This window comes from Rhodoferax sp. (assembly GCF_039922535.1).
GTDB lineage: Bacteria > Pseudomonadota > Gammaproteobacteria > Burkholderiales > Burkholderiaceae_C > Rhodoferax_B.
In genome coordinates, this window is record NZ_JBDTEM010000497.1 from 1 (window position 1) to 14,976 (window position 14,976).

The 14,976-nt window shown below is 61.7% G+C and carries 14 protein-coding genes; 7 read left to right on the plus strand and 7 right to left on the minus strand.

All coding sequences use genetic code 11. The annotated features are described in order from the left end of the window. The 5 genes from ABI213_RS23175 to ABI213_RS23195 form a co-directional block, all read left to right on the plus strand. On the plus strand, positions 1 to 713 hold a 713-nt coding region (locus ABI213_RS23175; RefSeq protein ID WP_348028861.1), incomplete at its 5' end, for an RlmE family RNA methyltransferase. Positions 714 to 820: 107 nt separating this feature from the next. Beyond that, positions 821 to 2,743, plus strand: a complete 1,923-nt coding sequence (gene ftsH, locus ABI213_RS23180) for an ATP-dependent zinc metalloprotease FtsH (protein ID WP_348028863.1) — start codon at positions 821 to 823, stop codon at positions 2,741 to 2,743. Between the two features lie 79 nt (positions 2,744 to 2,822). Further along, positions 2,823 to 3,671 (plus strand): dihydropteroate synthase, encoded by an 849-nt coding sequence (folP, locus tag ABI213_RS23185; protein ID WP_348028865.1) that lies wholly within the window; start codon positions 2,823 to 2,825, stop codon positions 3,669 to 3,671. A 111-nt stretch (positions 3,672 to 3,782) separates the two neighbouring features. Continuing rightward, positions 3,783 to 5,138, plus strand: a complete 1,356-nt coding sequence (glmM, locus tag ABI213_RS23190) for a phosphoglucosamine mutase (RefSeq protein ID WP_348006976.1) — start codon at positions 3,783 to 3,785, stop codon at positions 5,136 to 5,138. 107 nt (positions 5,139 to 5,245) lie between these two features. Beyond that, positions 5,246 to 6,124, plus strand: coding sequence for a GNAT family N-acyltransferase (locus ABI213_RS23195; RefSeq protein WP_348006975.1), 879 nt, complete (start codon positions 5,246 to 5,248; stop codon positions 6,122 to 6,124). Positions 6,125 to 6,174: 50 nt separating this feature from the next. On the opposite strand, the gene ABI213_RS23200 is transcribed toward ABI213_RS23195, so the two are convergent. Next, entirely contained in the window at positions 6,175 to 6,999 is an 825-nt protein-coding gene (locus tag ABI213_RS23200; protein WP_348006974.1) for a ScpA family protein, read from the minus strand. Between the two features lie 67 nt (positions 7,000 to 7,066). Further along, positions 7,067 to 7,273 (minus strand): DUF3460 family protein, encoded by a 207-nt coding sequence (locus ABI213_RS23205; protein WP_348006973.1) that lies wholly within the window; start codon positions 7,271 to 7,273, stop codon positions 7,067 to 7,069. Positions 7,274 to 7,318: 45 nt separating this feature from the next. On the opposite strand from ABI213_RS23205, the gene bamE reads away from it, so the two are divergent. Then, positions 7,319 to 7,807, plus strand: coding sequence for an outer membrane protein assembly factor BamE (gene bamE / locus ABI213_RS23210; protein ID WP_348006972.1), 489 nt, complete (start codon positions 7,319 to 7,321; stop codon positions 7,805 to 7,807). A gap of 8 nt (positions 7,808 to 7,815) precedes the next feature. Here the strand turns inward: bamE and ABI213_RS23215 are convergent, their stop codons facing one another. After that, the gene (locus ABI213_RS23215; protein ID WP_348028867.1) at positions 7,816 to 8,706 is read right to left on the minus strand and encodes a LysR family transcriptional regulator; all 891 of its coding nucleotides are present in this window, start codon (positions 8,704 to 8,706) and stop codon (positions 7,816 to 7,818) included. 100 nt (positions 8,707 to 8,806) lie between these two features. Here ABI213_RS23215 and ABI213_RS23220 point away from each other — a divergent pair, with 100 nt between their 5' ends. Next, positions 8,807 to 9,994, plus strand: a complete 1,188-nt coding sequence (locus tag ABI213_RS23220) for an MFS transporter (RefSeq protein WP_348006970.1) — start codon at positions 8,807 to 8,809, stop codon at positions 9,992 to 9,994. Here the strand turns inward: ABI213_RS23220 and ABI213_RS23225 are convergent. The 4 genes from ABI213_RS23225 to metG all read right to left on the minus strand — a co-directional run. Then, on the minus strand, positions 9,967 to 11,619 hold the full coding sequence (locus tag ABI213_RS23225) for a SulP family inorganic anion transporter (protein WP_348006969.1): 1,653 nt from the start codon (positions 11,617 to 11,619) through the stop codon (positions 9,967 to 9,969). The two genes, ABI213_RS23220 and ABI213_RS23225, sit on opposite strands and share 28 nt — an antisense overlap. Positions 11,620 to 11,645: 26 nt before the next feature. Further along, the gene (locus tag ABI213_RS23230; protein ID WP_348006968.1) at positions 11,646 to 12,302 is read right to left on the minus strand and encodes a hypothetical protein; all 657 of its coding nucleotides are present in this window, start codon (positions 12,300 to 12,302) and stop codon (positions 11,646 to 11,648) included. Continuing rightward, positions 12,299 to 13,147, minus strand: coding sequence for a nucleotidyl transferase AbiEii/AbiGii toxin family protein (locus ABI213_RS23235; protein WP_348006967.1), 849 nt, complete (start codon positions 13,145 to 13,147; stop codon positions 12,299 to 12,301). The genes ABI213_RS23230 and ABI213_RS23235 overlap by 4 nt, the downstream gene beginning before the upstream one ends. 44 nt (positions 13,148 to 13,191) lie before the next feature. Next, positions 13,192 to 14,976, minus strand: a 1,785-nt coding sequence (metG, locus tag ABI213_RS23240; RefSeq protein ID WP_348028869.1) for a methionine--tRNA ligase, incomplete at its 5' end; no start/stop codon positions are given.

A 14,976-nucleotide genomic window follows, 5' to 3' on the forward strand; every position in this document is an offset into this window, starting at 1 on the left:
TTAAAACACAAAGTAAAAAAGTCAACAAGGCGTGGCTCAACGACCACGTCAACGACCCCTATGTCGTGTTGGCCAAACGCGAGGGCTTCCGTGCCCGCGCGGCCTATAAATTGAAGGAAATTGACGAGACTTTCCACCTCATCAAGCCTGGTCACTTGGTGGTCGATCTGGGCTCTACCCCCGGTGCCTGGTGCCAGTACGTCCGCCGCAAGCTGTCGCCCAAGACCGCGGCGGGTGGCGGTGCGGCGGTGGGCGCCCTCAACGGCAGCATCATCGCCATCGACCTGTTGCCGATGGAGCCCGTGGAAGGCGTAGTGTTTTTCCAGGGTGATTTCCGCGAAGACGAGATGCTGGGCAAATTGACCCAGGCCATGGACGGGCGGCTGGCCGACGTGATCCTGTCGGATATGGCCCCCAACCTTTCGGGTATCCACGCCGCCGATGCCGCACGCATCGAGGGTCTGGTCGAATTGGCGGTGGATTTCTGCCAAAGCCATTTGAAGCCGCAGGGCGCGCTGGTGGTCAAGCTGTTCCACGGCGGAGCCTACGACCCGCTGGTGAAGCTGTTCAAGCAGACTTTTCACATGGTCAAACCCATCAAGCCCAAAGCTTCGCGCGACAAATCGACCGAAACCTTTTTGGTCGGCGTGGGCTTGAAAGCGGCACCCAAAACCGCACAAATAGAGCCTGAAAACGGCCTGGAAACCCCCTAAACCCTTGTTGCTGCTATGGCCGCCATCGGCAAGAATTGCCGTATGGGCCCTTGAAACGCCTAAAATAGTACGCACTTACGTTGAAGTCTTTCCTACCGGAGCGTTGCTTGAAAAATCCGTGGTTTTCCAAAATTGCCGTCTGGCTCGTCATTGCGATGGTGCTATTCACGGTTTTCAAACAGTTCGACACCCGCGCGGGTGTGAGTTCTGGTTATGTGGGTTATTCGGACTTTTTGGACGAAGTACGCAGCAAACACATCAAGTCCGTCACCATCCAAGAAGGTCAAGGCGGCACGGAGATTGTGGCCGTCACCAATGACGATCGCCGTATCCGTACCAACGCCACCTACCTAGACCGCGGTTTGGTGGGCGACCTGATCGCCAACAACATCAAGTTCGATGTCAAACCCCGTGAAGAAGGCTCCTTGCTCATGACCTTGCTGGTCAGCTGGGGCCCGATGCTGCTGTTGATTGGCGTGTGGGTGTACTTCATGCGCCAGATGCAGGGCGGTGGCAAGGGTGGTGCGTTCAGCTTCGGCAAGAGCAAAGCCCGCATGATGGACGAAAACAACAACGTTGTGACCTTTGCCGACGTGGCCGGTTGCGATGAAGCCAAGGAAGAAGTCAAAGAAGTCGTCGATTTCCTGAAAGACCCGGCCAAGTTCCAAAAACTTGGTGGCCGTATTCCCCGCGGCTTGCTGCTGGTCGGCCCTCCTGGTACCGGTAAAACCCTGCTGGCCAAGAGCATTGCAGGCGAGGCCAAAGTACCTTTCTTCAGCATCAGCGGCTCTGATTTCGTGGAAATGTTTGTTGGCGTGGGCGCTGCCCGTGTCCGTGACATGTTCGAGAACGCTAAAAAGAACGCACCTTGCATCATCTTCATTGATGAAATCGACGCCGTGGGCCGCCAGCGCGGTGCTGGCCTGGGTGGTGGCAACGACGAGCGCGAACAAACGCTGAACCAGATGCTGGTCGAGATGGACGGCTTTGAAACCAATCTCGGCGTGATCGTGGTGGCCGCTACCAACCGCCCTGATATCCTGGACGCGGCTCTGTTGCGCCCAGGCCGTTTTGACCGCCAGGTCTACGTCACGCTGCCCGATATCCGGGGCCGTGAGCAGATTTTGGTTGTTCACATGCGCAAGATCCCGGTCAGCCAGGACGTGAACCCCAACGTGATCGCCCGCGGTACACCCGGTATGTCCGGTGCCGATCTGGCCAATCTGTGCAACGAAGCCGCGCTGATGGCCGCCCGCCGCAGTGCCCGTGTGGTCGAGATGCAAGATTTCGAGAAGGCAAAGGACAAGATCCTCATGGGCCCCGAGCGCAAGAGCATGGTTATGCCCGAGGAAGAGCGCCGCAACACGGCCTACCACGAGTCCGGCCACGCCCTGATTGGCAAGCTGCTGCCCAAGTGCGACCCGGTGCACAAGGTCACCGTGATCCCCCGTGGACGCGCCCTGGGTGTCACCATGAGCCTGCCCGCCCAAGACCGCTACAGCTACGATAGCGAATACATGCTGAGCCAGATCAGCATGTTGTTCGGTGGCCGTATCGCCGAAGAAGTGTTCATGAACCAGATGACCACCGGCGCCAGCAACGACTTTGAACGCGCTACCTCCATTGCCCGCGACATGGTCACCCGCTACGGCATGACCGATGCGCTGGGCCCCATGGTGTACGCGGAGAACGAAGGTGAAGTTTTCCTCGGCCGCTCGGTCACCAAGACCACCAATATGAGCGAGCAGACCATGCAAAAGGTCGACAGCGAAGTACGCCGCATCATCGACCAGCAGTACTCCCTGGCCCGCAAACTGATCGAAGACAACAGCGACAAAATGCACGCCATGGCCAAAGCCCTGCTGGAATGGGAAACCATCGACATGGAGCAGATCGACGACATCATGGCCGGTCGCGAGCCCCGTCCACCGAAAGACTGGACACCCCGCACCCCTACTGGTGGCGGCGGCAACGGCGGTAGCGGTGGCGCGCCTGTGGTGGCGGTAGAACCGGCACACACGGCTGCATAAATTTCGGTGATCTCGGTTACGAGGTAATAACGGGGCTTTTTTAAGCCCCGTTTCCATTTCTGACAATTTCGCGACTTCCATGCTCTGGCAAACCACCCGCTTTCGCATCGATCTGGATCAGCCCCAGGTAATGGGCATCGTCAATACGACCCCCGACTCCTTTTCCGACGGCGGGCGGCACGCCAGCACCTCGGCCGCCCTGGCGCACTGCGAGCAGTTGCTGCGCGACGGTGCCCACATCCTGGATATTGGTTCGGAATCCACCCGCCCAGGCGCGCAACCGGTGCCGGTGGAACAAGAACTGGCCCGGCTGCTACCGGTGCTCCGGGCTGCCACCACGCTGGGCGTGCCGATTTCGGTCGATACCTACAAGCCCCAGGTCATGCAGGCCGCGCTGGATATTGGGGTAGACATCCTCAACGATATTTGGGCCTTGCGCTGGACCGATCCGACCTATCCACTGGCCGCCACGGATGTGGTGGCGCAGCACGCCTCGTGCGGCGTATGCCTGATGCATATGCACCGCGAACCGCAAACCATGCAGACCGAGCCCATGCAAGGTGACGTGGTAATGCAGGTGCTACATTTTTTGGAGCATCATGCGAAGGCGTTATCTGCGCTAGGCATCGAAAAGACGCGCATTGTGTTGGACCCCGGCGTTGGCTTTGGCAAAACCGTTGCCCAAAACTTTGCCCTGCTGGCCCGGCAACAGGCGCTGCTAGCCTTGGGCTACCCGCTGCTGGTGGGCTGGTCGCGCAAATCGTCGCTGGCGGGTATGGCTAACACTCCCCTTGGCCCAACCGAGCGCCTAGTGCCCAGCGTAGCGGCCGCCTTGCTGGCCGTGGAGCGTGGTGCGCGCGTGGTGCGCGTCCACGATGTAGCCGCCACCGCGCAAGCTCTCAAGGTGTGGGCTACGGCGCGGGTCTAGCTTCACAATCTATCCCGCGTTCCGTCAACCGCGGTCAAATCGCCCGCACAATCCCTACCGGCCCCGCCCGCACCTGCCGTGCAGGCCGCGCCCCACATATAAAGGAAAACAATGACCCGTCAATATTTCGGCACCGATGGTATACGCGGCACCGTAGGCAAGCACCCTATCACCCCCGACTTTGTACTGCGCTTGGCCCATGCGGTAGGCCGTGTGCTCAAGCAAACCGAGGCCCGCCCCACGGTGCTGATCGGCAAAGACACCCGTATTTCTGGTTACATGTTGGAAAGCGCGCTTGAATCCGGCTTCAACTCTGCCGGTGTGGACGTGGTACTGCTCGGCCCTCTGCCTACGCCCGGCGTGGCCTACCTGACCCGCGCGCAGCGCGCCAGCCTGGGCGTGGTCATCAGCGCCAGCCACAACCCTTATCCTGACAACGGCATCAAGTTCTTTAGCGCCCAGGGTGCCAAACTGCCCGATGCCTGGGAACTGGCGGTCGAAGCCGCGCTGGACACGCCGCCCGTGTGGGCCGACTCCGCCTCGCTCGGCAAGACCCGTCGCCTGGAAGACGCATCCGGTAGGTATATCGAATTCTGCAAAAGTACCTTCCCCAACGCCCTGACGCTCAAGGGCGTGCGGATCGTGGTCGACGGTGCCCACGGCGCGGCCTACCAGATCGCGCCCAAGGTGTTCCACGAGCTGGGTGCCGAGGTCATCGCTATCGGCTGCGCGCCCGACGGCATCAACATCAACGAAAAAGTCGGTGCTACCCACCCGCAGGCGCTGGTGGATGCCGTCAAGGCCCACCGTGCCGACTTCGGCGTGGCGCTGGACGGCGATGCCGACCGTCTGCAAATGGTCGATGGCGAAGGCCGCCTGTTCAACGGCGATGAAATTCTTTACCTGATGGTCAAAGAGCGTCTGTCGCGTGGTGGCAAAGCGGCCAGCAAGCGCGCAGCCGATGCTGTGCCGGGCGTGGTGGGCACGCTGATGACCAATATGGCCGTCGAGCTGGCGCTGAAGGACAAGGGAGTGGAGTTGGTCCGCGCCAAGGTGGGCGACCGCTATGTGCTGGAAGAGATGGAAAAGCGCGGTTGGCTGCTGGGCGGCGAAGGCTCTGGCCACCTGCTGGCGCTGGACAAGCACACTACCGGCGACGGCCTGGTCAGCGCCCTGCAGGTTCTGCAAGCCTGTGTGCGCTCCGGCCAGACCCTGTCCGAATTACTGGCCGACCTGACCCTGTTCCCGCAAACCCTGATCAACGTGCGTCTGCAGCCCGGCCAGGACTGGAAAGCCAACACCCAACTCCCCCTGGCCACCCAAGCTGCCGAAGCCGAACTCGGCAACAACGGCCGCGTGCTGATCCGCGCCAGCGGCACCGAGCCTTTGGTCCGCGTGATGGTCGAGGCCCGGGATGCGGTCCAGGCGCAGGCCTGTGCGGAACGGATTGCAGCCACGCTGCGCTAATTTACGCCCCAGCAGGGGGTTGCAGCGGTGTGTCATACCACCGCCACAAAACCTACACACCCACGTCACACCCGGCTTTCAGACTCTCCCCAACACAGGAGAAGTCCATGAAAGAACTGCCCACCCCCACCTTCGCGCTGTCGCCTATTTCTCTGGTGTCGGCGTTCAATCCGGCATCCCTGCTGCGCGGCGCGCTGCACCGGCGCGACGAGCGGGTGGCTGCGCCCATGTCCAGCCCGCGTGTCGAGGCGCAGCCTGCCGCTACCGGGATCGCCGTGTCTTGGGCGCGGCACCAGGACGAAATTCGCGAAGCCCAGCGCCTGCGCTACCAGGTGTTTGCCGTCGAGATGGGCGCACGCCTGTCCACCCGGTTGCCGGGGCACGACGTGGATTTGTTTGACGATTTTTGCGAGCACTTGCTGGTGCGCGACGTGGCCAGCAATGCCGTGATTGGCACCTACCGGGTGCTGACTCCGGTGCAGGCCAAGCGCGTGGGCAGCACCTACAGCGACACCGAATTCGACCTGGTGCGCTTGCGCAACCTGCGCAGCCGCATGGTCGAGCTGGGCCGCAGCTGCGTGCACGCCGACCACCGCCATGGCGGCGTGATTCTGGCCCTGTGGGGGGCGCTGGCCGAGTTCATGCAGCGCAACGAGCTGGACACCATGGTGGGCTGCGCCAGCATTCCGATGCTGCACAACGGGCTGGTCAGCGGCGACGCGGCGGCCAGCATTTGGCGGCAACTGCAAAAAACGCATATGGCCCCGATCGAATACCACGTGCAACCGCGCCTGGCCTTGCCGATTGAGCAGTTTGACAGCACGCTGGACATTGAGCCACCGGCGTTGATCAAAGGCTATCTGCGCCTGGGCGCACGGGTGCTGGGCGCGCCGGCATGGGACCCAGATTTCAATACGGCGGATTTGCCAATGATGCTGCGGATTGCGGATTTGCCGTCACGCTACCGCAAGCACTTCGGCGCTTGATGTGACACAACTTGCATGGCTCGGGGGCTTTGCACCCAAGTCCATGCAAGTTAGGCCATCGCTACCGGGGCGTAGGCCAGGCGCACATAGATCGGCGCAAAGGCCTCCGCCTGCACGATCTCGACCAGGGTCTCCTTGGCCAGTTCCAGCAAAGCGATGAAGGTCACCACCAGCACCGACATGCCTTTGGCGGCATCGAACAGCTCTTCAAACTCCACAAACTTGCGGCCTTGCAGGGTTTTGAGCAGGTAGCTCATGTGCTCGCGCACCGACAGCTCTTCGCGGGTGATGGTGTGGTGCTGGACGAGTTTGGCGCGGCGCAGGATGTCGCGCCAGGCCTCTTGCAGGTCGGCCACGTGGACATCGGGCAAGCGGGGTTGCAAGGCCTGCTCGATGAACACCTGGGCTTTGAGGAAATCGCGGCCAAACTGGGGCAGGGCGTTGAGGCGGGCCGCCGCCAGCTTGATTTGCTCGTATTCCAGCAGGCGGCGCACCAGGGCAGCGCGCGGGTCTTCAGCTTCTTCGCCCTCGGCGGCTTTCTTGGGCGGCAGCAGCATGCGCGACTTGATCTCGATCAGCATCGCCGCCATCAGCAGATAGTCGGCCGCCAGCTCCAAGTTGCGGCTGCGGATTTCGTCCACGTACACCAAATACTGGCGGGTCAGGGCCGCCATGGGAATGTCGAGGATGTTGAAGTTTTGCCGCCGTATCAGGTACAGCAGCAGGTCCAGCGGGCCTTCGAAGGCATCGAGAAACACCTCCAATGCGTCCGGCGGGATGTACAAATCCAGCGGCATGGCGAACATCGGCTCGCCATACAGGCGGGCCCGTGCCACCGGGTCCAGCGTGTCTGGAAGTGCTAGCGCTTCAACCACGGCAGTTGCTATTTAAATAATAGCTGCTCGCGCAGGTGCAATATGCGCCAACTGCCAATTTGGCTACTTATTGGTTATTGGTCTGGTAGACGTAGGGGTTCTGCGCGACGCGGCCTTCGCGGTACTCTTCCTGGGCACTGCGGTCTACCTTTTTATCCCACAGCAGGGCGCGGCCCGCCAACTGCTCGGCTTCGAGCGTGGGTTTCTGCTCTTTCAGTTGCTCGATGAACTGGGTGGCTTCGGATGTGTAATCGGGACGGCGAAAGATGGACATAGACTTAACCTTTGGTTTAGGCTGATTTTACGGGGGCTACAAGCGATGTTGAAAAGATTGGCAGGCTTTGTGTGTGTGGCACTGGCTTTGAGCGCTTGTGACCCGCAACGCATCGATAAGTTGGAAGAGGGCGTGGCCACCGAAGCCGATGTGCGGGCCCAATTTGGCGAGCCCGAAAAAATCTGGGATGCGCCTGGTGGGGGCCGTACCTTCGAGTACAACCGCCAGCCGCAAGGCCACCAAAATTACATGATCACCATTGGCACAGACGACAAGATGAGCGCCCTGCGCCAGGTGCTGACCCCGCAAAACTTCGCCAAGGTAAAGCCCGGCATGCCGATGGAAGACGTACGCAAGATGCTGGGCAAGCCGATGAAGACCACATCCTTCCCGCTTAAAAACGAGGTGGACTACGACTGGCGCTACCTGGAGCCGCCCAACACGTCCATGGTGTTCACCGTGGTGTTCAACCCCGACTATCGGGTGCTGCGGACCCTGTCTGCGCCCGACCCGGACTCGGTACACAGCCGATAAGGTGAAAGTTAGGCCGGTTTGAAGTTCGCGGCCACGTAGTCCAGAAAGCAGGCGATGCGCGACACCAGCGCGGTGTTGCGGTAGTACACAGCATGGATGGGTTGGCGCACTTCCACCGTGGCGCTGGGCAGCAGCTGCACCAGGTCGCCGCGCGCGCGGTCGCCCTCGGTCATGAAGTCGGCCAGGCACACCACGCCCGCGCCCGCCAGGGCCAACTGGCGCAGGCTCTCGCCGCTGGAGGCCCGCAATGTGGGTGTAATGTCTAACCGATCACCCATGGGGTTGCGCAGTGGCCAGGCGTTCAGGCTGTCCGGCTGGGTAAAGCCCAGCAGGCTGAGTTTGGCGACATCTTCCACCGTGCGGGGCCGTCCTGCGGCCTTCAGGTAGGCCGGGCTGGCCAGCACCCGCAGCAGGCAACTGCCCAGCGGGCGGGCATGCAGGCTGGAATCCACCAGCGGGCCGATGCGGATGGCCACGTCGGTGCGGTGCTCCAGCAGGTCGATGATCTGGTCGCTGCTGTTCAGCTCCAGTTCAATATCCGGGTAGGCCGCCCGAAAGCCCGCCACCAGCGGCACCAGCACGTGCAGCATGAAGGGCGACGCGGCGTTGACACGCAGGCGCCCGGCAGGCCGGTTGCGGCGCTGGGCCATCTGCTCCTCGGCATGCTCCACCGCGCCCATGATCTTGCGGGCCTGGGCCAGAAACACCGCGCCTTCTTCGGTGAGCTCTAGGCGGCGGGTGGTGTGGCGCAACAGGGTGACATCCAGCTTTTTTTCCAGTCGGCCCAGGGATCGGCTGATGGCCGACACGGTTTGCCCCAGTTGCTCCGCCGCCGCCGTGATCGAGCCCGCGTCGATCACGGTGGCAAAGGCCTGCAATTCGTCCAAAGTGGTTTTCATTGTTGAATTTTAGGCACATATCTTGTGTAGATACAGTGCTTTTTATGCAAGGGTAAAACACCCAGAATCCAGCCTTCTATCGTATTTGAAGAGGTTTTTTATGCCACTTGCCCTCCTTGCGCTGACCATCAGCGCCTTTGCCATCGGCACGACCGAGTTCGTGATCGTGGGCCTGATTCCCACTATGGCCGCCGACCTGGGGGTCAGCATTCCCTCGGCGGGCCTGCTGGTCAGCCTGTACGCGCTGGGCGTGGCCGTGGGCGCGCCGGTGCTGACCGCGCTCACCGGCAAAGTGCCACGCAAGATGCTGTTGCTGGGCCTTATGCTGCTGTTCACCATCGGCAACCTGGTGGCCTGGCAGGCACCGGGCTACACCTCGCTGGTGGTGGCGCGGGTGCTGACCGGGCTGGCCCATGGCGTGTTCTTCTCGATTGGCTCCACCATCGCTACCAGCTTGGTGCCCAAGGACAAGGCCGCCAGCGCCATTGCCACCATGTTTTCGGGCCTCACCGTGGCATTGGTCACCGGCGTGCCGCTGGGCACCTTTATCGGCCAGCATTTTGGCTGGCGCGCCACGTTTTTGGCGGTGGCCGCGCTGGGCGTGGTGGCGATGCTGATCAGCCTGTTCTTTATTCCGGCTACGCTCAAACACGGCAAGCCCGCCAGCGTGTTGCAGCAGTTGCAGGTGCTCAAGCAGCCGGGCCTGTTGCTGGTCTACGCCATGACAGCGGTGGGCTACGGCGGCTCGTTTGTGGCCTTTACCTACCTGGCGCCCATCCTGCAAGAGCTGTCGGGCTTCAGCACTAACGCAGTCAGCCTGGTGTTGATGGTCTACGGCGTGTCGGTGGCGTTTGGCAACATCTGGGGTGGCAAGCTGGCCGACCGGCGCGGCCCCATCAGCGCCTTGAAGATTCTGTTTATGGGCCTGGCTGCGGTGCTGTTTGTGCTGTCGCTCACCGCCTCCAGCCCCTGGCTGGCGGTAGCCACCGTGCTGGTGTGGGGTGCATTTGCCTTCGGCAACGTGCCGGGTTTGCAGGTCTACGTGGTGCAGCAGGCCCAGCGCTATGCGCCGCAGGCGGTGGACGTGGCCTCGGGCCTGAACATCGCGGCCTTTAACCTGGGCATTGCCGGGGGTGCCTGGGGCGGCGGCTGGGTGGTGAGCCACGTGGGCCTGGCCCACACGCCATGGATTGGCGGTCTGGTGGTGCTGGGTGCCGTGGCCCTGACGGCCTGGAGCGGCAGTCTGGACCGGGCCCGCACTCAGAGCGCAGCCGCTGCGCTGGTCTGAAAGTCTTTCAATCGGCCCGCAAAACCTGAACGCTCCATCAGCCCCCGGGGCTGGTCGTTCAGGTCGTGGATGTAGAGCTGGCCGCCGCGGTGCACGATGGCTTTGAACAGTTGCTCCAGCGCGTCCAGCCCGCTGGCATCGAGTGAGATCAGTTGGGACGCGTCCAGCACCACGCGCGTGCCCTGCTGGCGGCTTTCCACGGCCTGCACGATGGGGTCGATCTTGGCCACGGCCCCAAAGAACAGCGCACCGTACAGCTTGTAGACCAGCGCGCCTTCCGCCTCGGCCACGGCATCCACATGGAACAGCGTGCTCATGCGGCGGATGAAGAAGGCGCAGGCCAGCAGCATGCCCACCTCCACCGCCACCGTCAGGTCAAACACCACGGTGAGGAAGAAGGTGCCCAGCAACAGCATGCGGTAATGGTTGCTGAACTGTTTGAGCCGCACAAACTCGTGCCATTCGCCCATGTTCCAGGCCACAAACAGCAAGATGCCCGCCAGCACCGCCAGCGGGATGTACAGCGCCAGCGGTGCCGCCACCAGCACCACGCCCGCCAGCACCAGCGCGTGCACGATCCCGGCGATGGGCGAGGTGGCCCCGGAGCGGATGTTGGTGACCGTGCGCGCAATCGTGCCGGTAGCGGGCATGCCGCCAAAGAAAGCCACCACAAAATTCGCCACGCCCTGGGCCATCAGTTCCTGGTTGGGGTCGTGCTTCAGGTGGTGGGGGTCGCTGGCTAATTGGTCGGCCACGCGGGCGCACAGCAGCGATTCCACCGCGCCCAGCAAGGCGATGGTCAGCGTGGGTGTGACCAGCAGCCGCACCGTGTCCCAGCTGAAGGCGGGTAGCTCGAACGCGGGTACGCCACTGGGAATGTTGCCAAATTTGGTGCCCAGCGTCTCCACAGGCAGGCTCAAACCCCAGGCCAGCAGCGACAACGTGACCAGCGCCACGATGGGGCCCGGCACCCGCGCAAAGGTGCGCACCGTGCGGCCTTCCAGCAGGCGGATCAGTGGCGAGCCCTGCACAAAAGCTTTGGGCCACACAAACAGCCCCAACACGCATACGGCCCCCAGCGCCAGCGCGAAGAAATTCAGCGTGTGGATGTGCCCAGCAATGGCCTTGATCTGCGAGAAAAAGTCGCCCGGCATGTGGGCAATCTCCAGCCCCAGCAGGTCTTTTACCTGCGACAAGGCAATCAGCACCGCAATGCCGTTGGTAAAGCCAATCACGATGCTCACCGGCACGTAACGCACCAGCGTGCCCAGCTTGAACAGGCCCAGCGCAAACAGCAGCACGCCCGCGCAGGCGGTGGAAATCAACAGATTCGCCACCCCGTAGCGCTCGACGATGCCGTAGACGATGACGATGAAGGCCCCTGCCGGGCCGCCAATCTGCGCCGTGGTGCCGCCCAGCGCCGAGATAATGAACCCGGCGATGATGGCCGTCCACAGCCCGGCCTCGGGCTTGAGCCCGCTGGCAATCGCAAACGCCATGGCCAACGGCAGGGCCACGATGCCCACCGTCAGCCCCGAACCCACATCCTTGCCCAACCGCTCCCGGTTGTAGCCCCGCAAAGCATCCAACAGACGGGGGTGGAAGCGGGCGAGAGGCGAGGTCATGGCGGGGTTGTGCGGTAGCAGGCGGTTTATTTTGCGCCTTGATTGCGTCTGATCAGTTGGTCATAGACCGCGCCGTAACCCGTTGTGGACAGCATTTGCGCTGCTGGCAGGCCAAATGCAGCCAGTGCGGGGCCTATACCGGGTGTGGCGGCTACGTCTTCGAGTTCTATATCGTCGGGCGCCAACAACCATGCGTTGCGCACCCGGCGGTCCAGTGCCCGGGCCAGCATGTCGGCAAATGCCCAAGTGGGCCGTAACAGGTCCAGTCCGCCTTGTACCTTTTCTATGCCGGGCTGTACGTTGTCAAACCATGCCAGGCTGCGCCGTTGCAAGGTATAGCCGTCCAACTGGAACAGCGGGCTGGTAGACATGACCGCCACCTCCGGCTGCTGCATGATCTGGGTGGTCCATCCAGCCTCGCGCAGCACGTCGGCACCGATTTTGAGTGCCTCCGGGTACGCGCGCCGCAGCGCCAACTCTGTGGAGACCTGTGGGCTGCGCAGCAGGTTCATATGCACGTCGGAGTGGCCGCCCAAGCTGCGCACCAGACCCGCCTTGCGCCAGTTGCCCAGGTAGGTGGATGCAATGGCCGAAGGCCATTGAAACTTGGCGGTCAGGTCGCGCCCGGTGAACACTTCCGGTAGGTCGGCTAGGCGGGCCGTGGCAGATTGATAAGCTTTCATCCGGCGAAAGCCTGCATCACCGCCATGCCCGCCTGTAGCTGCTGCTGTGCCACCTGCAGCATCGTGCGGGCACGGGCTGCGTCCATGCCCCATGCCGACGGTAGCCAGCGTTGCAGATCTGCAGTGACGAGCGCCGGTGTGGCGTTTTCCTGCAGGTCGGCCATGCGCTGGGCTGCGTTTAGCAGCCATTTTTGGGCTGTCTCTGCGCCACTGCCTTGCGGGTAAATTGCCAAACGGGCGACCAGCCCCGCAGGGTTCAGCGTGGGCGAAAGCGGGCCTTGCTGCTGCAGCCACCACAGATCGTGGATGTCGCGTGGCTTCAACCGTTCTCGCGCCCCCAGTGCGTACACCTTGTCCGACAAAATTTCTTCTAACGTAATCGACGGTACGTAGGTCGGCGTACCAGAGGATGTGGCCAGGGGCTTAACTACCAGCTGCAGCGTTTTGAGTACCGCTGCGTCCGTTTGCCACAGTTCGATCTTGACCTTGGCCGAGCCGATGAAATTCGGCCCGCTGAGGGTCAGGGTAAATGCGTGCGGGTTGCGTTCGGTACGGCTGGGTGCTACCGACACCGACAGCCCGGCGGGCGTGTTGGGGGGTAATTGCAGCCGCCGTTGTACTTCTTTGGCCAACCCGTCCAGCGACAAGCCGCCACGCACCATAAAGTCCAGATCTTCGCTGAACCGCATGGAGCCGTGGGCCAGATGCAGGCAAGTCCCCCCCTGAAAAGCCAGGTCCCCCGGCTCCCACCGGCGCGAGTCCATCAGAGCGGCCAGGGCGGCCGTTTGCAGTGCAGCGCGCAGCTGGAATTGCTGCTGGGGTTTCAGAATTTGCTTGGCTGGCATATCCTTAGTTTATGTATAAATTTATACATAAACAAGGGCTATTTTTAGCCGATGCGCATACCGGGTTGCGCGCCGGGGAAAGGTTCCAGCACATAGATGCCTGGCTGGGCTTTTTCGTCGGCATGGCTGGCGGCCAGCACCATGCCTTCGCTGATGCCGAACTTCATCTTGCGCGGGGCCAGGTTGGCCACCAGCACGGTGAGTTTGCCGATGAGCTGGTCGGGCTGGTAGTGCGCGGCGATGCCGCTAAAGACGTTGCGTATGCGGCCCTCGCCAGCGTCCAGCGTCAGGCGCAGCAGCTTGGTGGAGCCGTCCACCGGTTCGCAGTTCACGATCTTGGCGATGCGCAGATCGACCTTGGCGAAGTCGTCGATGCTGATGGTGGGGGCAATCTCTTCGCCGCCGGGTACTATAGTTTCTGTAGCTTCCGCCGCAGGTTCCGCCTGCGCTGGAGGCTCAAACAATGCGTCAAGTTGCTTGATGTCCACGCGCTTTAGCAAATGCTCATACTTGCCAATTTGATGGGCGGCCGGTAGGTCGATTTCAGAGTCCTCCCATTGCAGTGGTTGGATATTCAGGAATTTTTCAACGGCTGCGGCTGTGGCCGGAAGCACTGGTTTCAAGCAGAGCGTCGCAACTTTGAATACGTTGAGTGCAACAGTGCAAATACCTAAAAGGCGTTCTTCTGCGCCCTCTTGTTTCGCCAATACCCAAGGTGCGTGAATGTCTATGTATTCGTTGCACGAGTCGAGCAGTTCCGAAATGCTTCGTATAGCTTTGGCGTATTCACGCGCCTCGTAGAAGCCGCGAACTTCTGAGGCTGTGTGTTTTGCAATGAACAGAGGATTAATTGAGCCGCGATTCCCAACTCCATCGGATTCCCGTATCGGAGTCATCGCGGAGCGGATGTTGTCCGGCAGCTCTGAGGCCAGCGTACCGGAAAGTTTGCTCTCAAATTTATCGCCAATAAATTTTGCACAGCGGCTAGCGATATTGATGTATTTCCCAACCAAATTGCTGTTTACGCGCAGCATGAAGTCGTCGGCGTTGAAGTCGATGTCTTCGTTGCGGGCCGACAGCTTGGCTGCTATGTAGTAGCGCAGCCACTCGGGGTTCATGCCCAGGCCCAGGTATTTCAGTGGGTCCAGGCCGGTGCCACGGCTTTTGCTCATCTTCTCGCCGTTATTCACGGTCAAAAAGCCGTGCACAAAGACCGAATCCGGCGTTTTGCGGCCGCTGAACTTCAGCATCGCGGGCCAGAACAGGGTGTGGAAAGTGACGATGTCCTTGCCGATGAAGTGGTACTGCTCCAGCGCGGGGTTGGCCATGTAGGCATCAAAGTCTTCACCGCGCTTGTCCAGCAGGTTCTTCAGGCTGGCCAAGTAGCCCACCGGCGCGTCCAGCCAGACGTAGAAGTATTTGCCCGGTGCGTCAGGGATTTCGATGCCGAAGTAGGGCGCGTCGCGGCTGATGTCCCAGTCGCCCAGGCCTTCGCTGGTCGTGCCGTCGGGGTTGGTGCGCACGGTGAACCATTCCTTGACCTTGTTGGCCACCTCGGGCTGCAGGCGACCATCTTGGGTCCAGCTTTCCAGAAACGCTACGCAACGCGGGTCGGACAGCTGGAAGAACAGGTGTTCCGAGCTTTTCAGCTCGGGCGTGGCACCGGACAAGGCCGAGTAGGGGTTGATCAGGTCGGTGGGCGCGTAGACCGAGCCGCAGACTTCGCAGTTGTCGCCGTACTGGTCCTTGGCGTGGCACTTGGGGCACTCGCCTTTGATGAAGCGGTCGGGCAGGAACATGTTCTTCTCGGGGTCGAAGAACTGCTCGAT